The organism is Pseudomonas protegens (assembly GCF_003732485.1).
Classification (GTDB): Bacteria; Pseudomonadota; Gammaproteobacteria; order Pseudomonadales; family Pseudomonadaceae; genus Aquipseudomonas; species Aquipseudomonas protegens_B.
The window spans coordinates 119,523-127,466 of sequence record NZ_MOAK01000061.1; the positions used below are offsets into that span (position 1 = coordinate 119,523).

5 protein-coding genes and 2 pseudogenes are annotated in these 7,944 nt (G+C 62.4%); 3 read left to right on the forward strand and 4 right to left on the reverse strand.

All coding sequences use genetic code 11. The features are described from left to right. The 3 genes and pseudogenes from BLX41_RS16800 to BLX41_RS16815 form a co-directional block, all read right to left on the reverse strand. Positions 1–983, reverse strand: a pseudogene (locus BLX41_RS16800) (MFS transporter); the annotation flags it as partial. A gap of 350 nt (positions 984–1,333) precedes the next feature. Then, positions 1,334–1,909 carry an ANTAR domain-containing response regulator gene (locus tag BLX41_RS16810; RefSeq protein ID WP_123725799.1) on the reverse strand — a complete coding sequence of 192 codons (576 nt, stop codon included), beginning with the start codon at positions 1,907–1,909 and terminating at the stop codon, positions 1,334–1,336. Positions 1,910–1,924: 15 nt separating this feature from the next. Beyond that, a complete protein-coding gene (locus tag BLX41_RS16815) occupies positions 1,925–3,136 on the reverse strand; it encodes a CmpA/NrtA family ABC transporter substrate-binding protein (RefSeq protein ID WP_123725800.1) in 1,212 nt (403 codons plus the stop codon). 230 nt (positions 3,137–3,366) lie between these two features. Here BLX41_RS16815 and BLX41_RS16820 point away from each other — a divergent pair, with 230 nt between their 5' ends. Next, positions 3,367–4,389 (forward strand): quinone-dependent dihydroorotate dehydrogenase, encoded by a 1,023-nt coding sequence (locus BLX41_RS16820; RefSeq protein WP_123725801.1) that lies wholly within the window; start codon positions 3,367–3,369, stop codon positions 4,387–4,389. A gap of 131 nt (positions 4,390–4,520) precedes the next feature. Here the strand turns inward: BLX41_RS16820 and rmf are convergent, their stop codons facing one another. Beyond that, positions 4,521–4,736: a ribosome modulation factor gene (gene rmf, locus BLX41_RS16825; protein ID WP_016965693.1), complete on the reverse strand. Its 216-nt coding sequence runs from the start codon at positions 4,734–4,736 to the stop codon at positions 4,521–4,523. Between the two features lie 545 nt (positions 4,737–5,281). Between rmf and rlmKL the strand changes: the two genes are divergently transcribed. Beyond that, positions 5,282–7,546 (forward strand): bifunctional 23S rRNA (guanine(2069)-N(7))-methyltransferase RlmK/23S rRNA (guanine(2445)-N(2))-methyltransferase RlmL, encoded by a 2,265-nt coding sequence (gene rlmKL / locus BLX41_RS16835; protein ID WP_123725802.1) that lies wholly within the window; start codon positions 5,282–5,284, stop codon positions 7,544–7,546. Positions 7,547–7,682: 136 nt separating this feature from the next. After that, a pseudogene (locus BLX41_RS35560) lies at positions 7,683–7,944 on the forward strand (GGDEF domain-containing protein); the annotation flags it as partial.

The following is a 7,944-nucleotide window of genomic DNA, read 5'->3' on the forward strand; positions in this document are numbered from 1 at the left end:
AAACGTTGCGGTACCAGTTGGAACACCGCGCCATTGCCGGCACCGAGGCCCAGCATGGTGCAGACGAACAGGGCCAGGGCGGCGTAGGAACTGGGTAGGTTGAAACCTACGGCGGCGATGCAGATCACCGCCACGCTGTACATCGCCAGCAAGGTGCGGATACCGCCGAAACGGTCGGCCAGGGCGCCGCCCAGAGGGCGCATCAGGCTGCCGCCGAAGACACAGGCGGCGGTGTAGTAGCCAGCGGTGACGGGGCTCAGGCCGTACTGGTCATTGAAGTAACCGGGCAGGGCGCTGGCCAGGCCGATGAAACCGCCGAAGGTCACGCTGTAGAAAAACATGAACCACCAGCTGTCACGGTCCCCCAGGGCCTTGAAGTAGTCGCCCATGGACTTGGCTCGCGGCCGCTCGGGGGCGTTCTTCGCCAGCCAGGCGAACAGCACCAGTGTCAGGATCAGCGGGATCAGGGCGAAGCCGAAGACATTGCTCCAGCCGAAAGCTGCCGCCAGCACCGGAGCGATCAGCGCGGCGAACACGGTGCCGGAGTTGCCGGCACCGGCGATGCCCATGGCCTTGCCCTGGTGTTGTGGCGGATACCACTGCGACGCCAAGGGCAGGGCCACGGCGAAGGAGGCGCCGGCCATGCCGAGGAATACCCCCAGTAGCAGCGCTTGCTCATAGCTGTGGATGCCCAGCTTCCAGGCGCCGAACAGGGCGCCGATGACGATGACCTGGCCGATCAGTCCGGCGGTCTTGGGCGACAGGCGATCGGCCAGCAGGCCCATGATGAAGCGCAGCACCGCCCCGGCGAGGATCGGCGTGGCCACCATCAGCCCGCGTTGCTGGGTGCTCAGGTGCAGGTCGGCGGCGATCTGCACCGCCAGGGGCCCCAGCAGGTACCAGACCATGAAGCTCAGGTCGAAATACAGAAAGGCCGCGAACAGGGTCGGGGTGTGGCCGGATTTCCAGAAGCTTGAATTCATCGCGCACCTCAGCTGATAAGAGTCGTTGGAGTCGTCATGAGCTTGCAGGTGGAGCGCCGCCACGGCCGCGCCACCGACCCCGGTCAGTGGGGCCAAAACGAAAAAACGTCGGCGCCCGGCTCGTTGAGGGCGAGCAGGGTGCGCGACGTCTTTGTCGTAGGTGGGGCAACCGCCGTTGGTTACCGTTGTGGATCTGATAGCAAGAGCCGCGCCAACCCCTGTCGACACCGGCTGCAGGAACTGGATGTGGAGCTGGTTGTAGGCGCTGGCTTGCCAGCGAAGGCGCCCTCAAGACTGGCACAAGGTTCAGAAGCCTGTTCGCCGGCAAGCCGGCTCCTACGGGGAGGGGGTCAGCCCAGCAGTTCCTGCATGGCGATGATCTGTTCCGCGACCTGGATCAGCTTCTGCTGTTTACTCATGGCCTGGCGTCGCATCAGGGTGTAGGCCTGTTCTTCGTCGCAGTCCTTCATTTTCATCAACAGGCCCTTGGCCAGCTCGATGCGCTTGCGCTCGGCCAGTTGCTGGTCTCGGGCCTGGAGTTGCGCGCGCAGGGCCTGGTCACTTTCAAAGCGCGCCATGGCCACGTCGAGAATCGGTTGCAGGCGCTGTACCTGGATGCCCTCGACGATGTAGGCGCTGACCCCGGACTTGATCGCCTGGCGCATCACCCCCGGATCGTGTTCATCGGTGAACATCACGATGGGCCGGGGTTGATCGCGACTGACCAGCACCACTTGCTCCATGACATCACGGCTGGGTGACTCGGTATCGATCAGGATCACGTCCGGACGCACCGTTTCGACGCGGCCCGGCAGGTCGATGGTCAGACCGGATTCGTCAATCACCTCGAAACCGGCTTCGCAGAGGGCGGCCTTGAGCCTTCCGACTTTTTTCGCGGTGTCGTTGATCAGCAGGATACGCAGCATGTTCGCGAGCTCCGGTCAGCGCTGGGCAACAAGGGGAGGGTTATCGTTCAGGGCATGCAGGCGGAAGCTGCGGGCATAGGCGGCAGGCTCAGAGCCGTCCCACACCTTGCCATCGATCAACTGGCTGCTGCGCATGTCCTGGCCCCGGGCGGCAATGCCCAGCGCGGTGGCGGCTTTGCGGTATAGCTCAAGCTGCTGCACCTGGCGAGCGACGCCCAGGTAGTCCGGGTCCTCCCGCAGCAGGCCCCAGCGCCGGAACTGGGTCATGAACCACATGCCGTCGGACAGGTAGGGCAGGTTGACGGCGCCATGGTGGTGAAAGCGCAGGGCGTGGGGGTCCTGCCAACGATTGCCCAGGCCGTCGGTGTAATCCCCCAGCAGCCGCGGCTCGATGCAGTCCAGCGGTGTATTCAGGTAATCGGCGGCGCTCAGCATCTGGGCGGTGCTGCGGCGGTTTTCCGGGCTTTGCTCGATAAAGCGGCTGGCTTCGAGAATCGCCATCACCAGGACCCGGGCGGTGTTGGGGTATTGCTCGACGAAGGCGCGGGTGCAGCCAAGGACTTTTTCCGGGTGATCCGGCCAGATCGCCTGGCTGGTGGCCAGGGTGAACCCCTGATCCTGCTGCACTGCACTGGCGCTCCAGGGTTCGCCGACGCAGAACCCGTCGATGCGTCCGGCCTGCAGATGAGCCACCATCTGCGGCGGTGGCACCACCACGCTGTCGACATCCTGCAGCGGGTGGATACCCTGGCTGGCCAGCCAGTAGTACAGCCACATGGCATGAGTGCCGGTGGGGAAGGTCTGGGCGAAGGTCAGTCGTGCCCGGCCTTGGTGCACGTGGCGGTCCAATGCCTCAGGGCTGGTCACCTTGAGGGCTTGCAGTTCCCGGGACAGGTTGATGCTCTGGCCGTTCTGGTTCAGGCCCATGAGCACGGCCATGTCGCAGGGATGGGTCCCGCCTATGCCCAGGTGCACGGCGTAGATCAGGCCGTAGAGACTGTGGGCGGCGTCCAGTTCGCCGCTCACCAGTTTGTCCCGCAGCCCGGCCCAGGAGCTCTGGCGCTTGAGGTTCAGGGTCAGCCCGTAGGGCTGGGCAAAGCCCTGGGTGGCGGCGACCACCACTGAGGCGCAATCGGTCAGGGCCATGAAGCCCAGGTTGATGGCGGACTTTTCCGGGGCATCGCTGCCGTTGACCCAGGCCAGCGCGGAGTTGGGGTGTTCAGTCATGGCTTGGCACCTTGCATAAAAAAGCGTCGTACCCGCTGGCCAGGCAAAGCCCGTGCGGGTGACGACGCCATTGTCCTTTAACCTGGACCGCCATTGGCCCAGATCTGATGGAGCAAGTGGGTGCAAGGCATATGCCATTGCCGGGGATTTCATTCTGCGCCTCGCCTGCAAGCCCCGGGCGCGGCTATAATCGACGCCTTATTTCGCCGCCAACCGAGTTCATCCCGCCCATGTATACCCTGGCCCGCCAGCTGTTGTTCAAACTCTCCCCGGAAACCTCCCACGATCTGTCCCTGGACCTGATCGGTGCGGGCGGGCGTTTGGGCCTTAACGGTCTGTTGTGCAAGGCGCCGGCGCAGTTGCCGGTGCAGGTCATGGGCCTGGAGTTTGCGAACCCGGTGGGACTGGCTGCCGGTCTGGACAAGAACGGCGCCGCCATCGATGGCTTCGCTCAACTGGGCTTTGGTTTCGTCGAGATCGGCACCGTCACCCCGCGGCCGCAGCCGGGCAACCCCAAGCCGCGGATCTTCCGCCTGCCCCAGGCCGAAGCCATCATCAACCGCATGGGCTTCAACAACCTTGGGGTCGATAATCTGCTGGCGCGGGTCGCCGCCTCCCAATACAAGGGCGTGCTGGGGATCAATATCGGCAAGAACTTCGACACGCCGGTGGAGCGGGCGGTGGATGACTACCTGATCTGCCTGGACAAGGTCTATGCCCATGCCAGCTATGTCACGGTCAATGTCAGCTCGCCCAACACTCCGGGCTTGCGCAGCCTGCAGTTCGGCGAGTCCCTCAAGCAGCTGCTGGCGGCTTTGAGCCAGCGCCAGCAGGAATTGGCCGCAATCCACGGCAAGCGCGTACCGCTGGCCATCAAGATTGCCCCGGACATGAGCGACGAGGAAACCGTGGAAGTGGCCCGCGCCCTGCTGGAAACCGGCATGGACGCAGTGATCGCCACCAACACCACCCTGAGCCGTGAAGGCGTCGAAGGCATGGAGCACGGTGACGAGGCGGGCGGTCTGTCCGGCGCGCCGGTGCGAGACAAGAGCACCCACACCGTCAAGGTACTGGCAACTGAGCTGGCCGGCCGTTTACCGATCATTGCTGTGGGCGGCATCACTGAAGGCAAGCACGCGGCTGAGAAGATCGCCGCGGGCGCCAGCCTGGTGCAGCTGTATTCGGGCTTCATCTACAAGGGGCCGGCGCTGATTCGCGAATCGGTGGATGCCATCGCGGCCATGGGCCGATAAGAACGGGCGCAAGCGCGGCCATAAAAAAGGGCTCCTCGAAGGAGCCCCTGGGCCGAAGCCCGCCGCCCGGATGGGGCGTGCGTGGTTAAGTCGTCATCTATTCAAGTTTTAGGTGTCGGAATGTGCCCTGATCAGCCGACAGCGCGAAGTTCGTTGAGTCTGTGGATGCCCGCAGTGCCTGTCATACCGTCCCAGTTGTCGCCGCGTCCTTCGCGCCAGCCGTTAATCCAGGCTTGGCGTACCGACGGTAGAGTAAATGGGCAAAGCTCACGGGACTTGCCATTAACGCCATACTGATATCCGCGTAAAAATGCTCTTTCCAACGGATCACGCTTTAGTCTTCTCATAGGGTGTTTCCCTCACTTGTTGACTGTCTTATGTCCCGTCGACCTGCTTCTGAGGTCGGGCAGATTGTCTCTGCCGTTGGTGCTCGCTGCCGGCGTCGCGAGCCTTGATGTTGACGCCATTGCGGCGCCAACCTGTGTTGAGTTCTAACCAATAGGTCACAGCAAGTGAATGATCGTTTTGTCATAAGGACGTAACGAAAATGCTGTCCAGGCCATAAGCCGGGGCGGGTCTTTTAGCCTGTTTGTCAGGCAAAGCCCACTGTGATCAGCCTCTCACTAGATGATGAGGTTAATGCTTTAGTGAGAATGTCGAACGGTTGCACTCAACTACTATTCGACGAAGGGTCGACTTATGTCATTTTGTTGCCCTGACTTTTTATCTGTCCCGGCCTCTAAGCTCTTTTGCCCTGCAAGAAAGCCTGCCTGCCGGGGTGGGACGGCACAGTTTCGTGCCACACGAGCGCTCTTGAAGAAAAGCGCTTGATTGAAAACCGAACGGGCGATGCGTTGTCCGTTCACTTATTGCCAAAGGCCCTGGTACTCCCATGTCGGATCGTTACGAACTCTTCCTCACCTGTCCCAAAGGCCTTGAAGGCCTGCTGATCGAGGAAGCCGTCGGGCTTGGCCTTGAGCAAGCGCGTGAGCACACTTCTGCCGTGCGCGGCATGGCCGACATGGAGACGGCCTATCGGCTGTGTCTGTGGTCGCGCCTGGCCAACCGGGTGCTGCTGGTCCTCAAGCGCTTTCCAATGAAGGACGCCGAGGACCTCTACCACGGTGTGCTGGACGTCGACTGGCAGGACCATATGCTGGCCGATGGCACCCTGGCGGTGGAGTTCAGCGGTCACGGTTCGGGCATCGACAACACCCACTTCGGCGCCCTGAAGGTCAAGGACGCCATTGTCGACAAACTGCGCACACCTACCGGCGAACGTCCTTCGGTGGACAAGCTCAATCCGGACCTGCGCATCCACCTGCGCCTGGATCGCGGCGAAGCCATCCTGTCCCTGGACCTTTCCGGCCACAGCCTGCATCAGCGTGGCTATCGCCTGCAGCAAGGCGCCGCGCCGCTCAAGGAAAACCTGGCGGCCGCGATCCTGATCCGCTCCGGCTGGCCACGTATCGCCGCTGAAGGCGGGGCCCTGGCTGACCCGATGTGCGGTGTCGGCACCTTCCTGGTGGAAGCGGCGATGATTGCCGCGGACATCGCTCCCAACCTCAAGCGTGAGCAGTGGGGCTTTACCGCCTGGCTCGGCCATGTGCCGGCGCTGTGGCGCAAACTGCACGATGAAGCACTGGCTCGGGCCCAGGCCGGACTGGCCAAGCCTCCGCTGTGGATTCGCGGCTATGAGGCCGATCCACGATTGATCCAGCCGGGTCGCAACAACGTCGAGCGCGCGGGCCTGAGCGACTGGATCAAGATCTACCAGGGCGAAGTAGGTACTTTCGAGCCGCGCCCGGACCAGAACCAGAAGGGCCTGGTGATCTGCAACCCACCCTATGGCGAGCGCCTGGGGGATGAGGCAAGCCTCTTGTATCTCTACCAGAACCTCGGCGAGCGCCTGCGTCAGGCTTGCCTGAACTGGGAAGCGGCGGTGTTCACCGGCGCCCCGGACCTGGGCAAACGCATGGGCATTCGCAGCCACAAGCAGTATTCGTTCTGGAACGGCGCCTTGCCGTGCAAGTTGCTGCTGATCAAGGTGCTGCCGGACCAGTTCGTCACCGGCGAGCGTCGCACCGCCGAGCAGCGTCAGGTGGAACGCGAGCAGGCCCAGGCCGCCGCTGACGAAGCGCCAGTGCGCCAGTACAACAAGAATGGCAACCCGATCAAGCCGGCTCCTGCGCCTGCGCCGGTGGTCGAACAGGCCCGCCTGAGTGAGGGCGGGCAGATGTTTGCCAACCGTCTGCAAAAGAACCTCAAGCTGCTGGGCAAGTGGGCCAAGCGCGAGGGTGTCGAGTGCTACCGGGTCTATGACGCCGACATGCCGGAATACTCCCTGGCCATCGACCTGTATCAGGACTGGGTGCACGTTCAGGAATACGCGGCGCCCAAGTCGGTGGACCCGGAGAAGGCCCAGGCGCGCCTGTTCGATGCCCTGGCGGCGATTCCCCAGGCCCTGAATGTGGACAAGAGCCGGGTGGTGATCAAGCGTCGCGAGCGTCAGAGCGGCACCAAGCAATACGAGCGCCAGAGCGCCCAGGGCCAGTTCACCGAAGTCCGCGAAGGCGGGGTCAAGCTGCTGGTGAACCTGACTGACTACCTGGATACCGGACTGTTCCTCGATCATCGGCCGATGCGCATGCGCATTCAGAAAGAGGCTGCCGGCAAGCGTTTCCTCAACCTGTTCTGCTACACCGCCACCGCCAGTGTGCACGCGGCCAAGGGCGGAGCCCGCAGTACCACCAGTGTCGACCTGTCGAAAACCTACCTGGACTGGGCGCGACGCAACTTCTCCCTCAACGGTTTCTCCGACAAGAACCGTCTGGAGCAGGGTGATGTGATGGCCTGGCTGGACAGTTGCCGTGACGAGTTCGACCTGATCTTCATCGACCCGCCGACCTTCTCCAACTCCAAGCGCATGGAAGGGGTGTTCGACGTACAGCGTGACCAGGTGCAGTTGCTGGACCTGGCCATGGCCCGCCTGGCCCCGGGTGGCGTGCTGTACTTCTCCAATAACTTCCGCAAGTTCCAGTTGGATGAGAACCTCGCCGCGCGCTATCAGGTCGAGGAGATCACGGCGAAAACCATCGACCCGGATTTTGCCCGTAACAGCAAAATTCACCGCGCCTGGAAAGTCAGCGCCCGCTGATGGCCGGATAAGTCCCCAATGCCCTTTTTTTCGGGCTTTGGGGGCTGTTTAACGCTGGTCAAATTAATGGCTAATAGCTATAACTCACACCAAGTCCGGATGACACCCAAACTCGCTGGCGTGATGAGTTCTACTTATGCCGTTGCATGTGGTACGCCCGAAAATCCTGGGTTTCATTAGTGAAGAAGTATCTGCCTGGCTAGTGGCTGTGCTGGTGTTGCTTGCGGGCGGCATTCTCACCGGGCTGCTGGCCTGGTCCACTTACAACTTGAATAAACAGCAGCTGCGCCAGCGCTTCCAATTGCTGGCCAGCGAACGCTACAGCCGTATCGAAGAACGCTTTCAAGACCAGGAGCAACGCCTGGACGGTTTGCGGCGTTTCTTTGTCAATTCCGATC

Coding starts and splice junctions, on each gene's coding strand:
- BLX41_RS16815 (WP_123725800.1), bottom strand. CDS start 3,136: ATGACTGAACACCCCAACTCCGCGCTGGCCTGGGTCAACGGCAGCGAT.
- rlmKL (WP_123725802.1), top strand. CDS start 5,282: ATGTCGGATCGTTACGAACTCTTCCTCACCTGTCCCAAAGGCCTTGAA.
- BLX41_RS16820 (WP_123725801.1), top strand. CDS start 3,367: ATGTATACCCTGGCCCGCCAGCTGTTGTTCAAACTCTCCCCGGAAACC.
- BLX41_RS16810 (WP_123725799.1), bottom strand. CDS start 1,909: ATGCTGCGTATCCTGCTGATCAACGACACCGCGAAAAAAGTCGGAAGG.
- rmf (WP_016965693.1), bottom strand. CDS start 4,736: ATGAGAAGACTAAAGCGTGATCCGTTGGAAAGAGCATTTTTACGCGGA.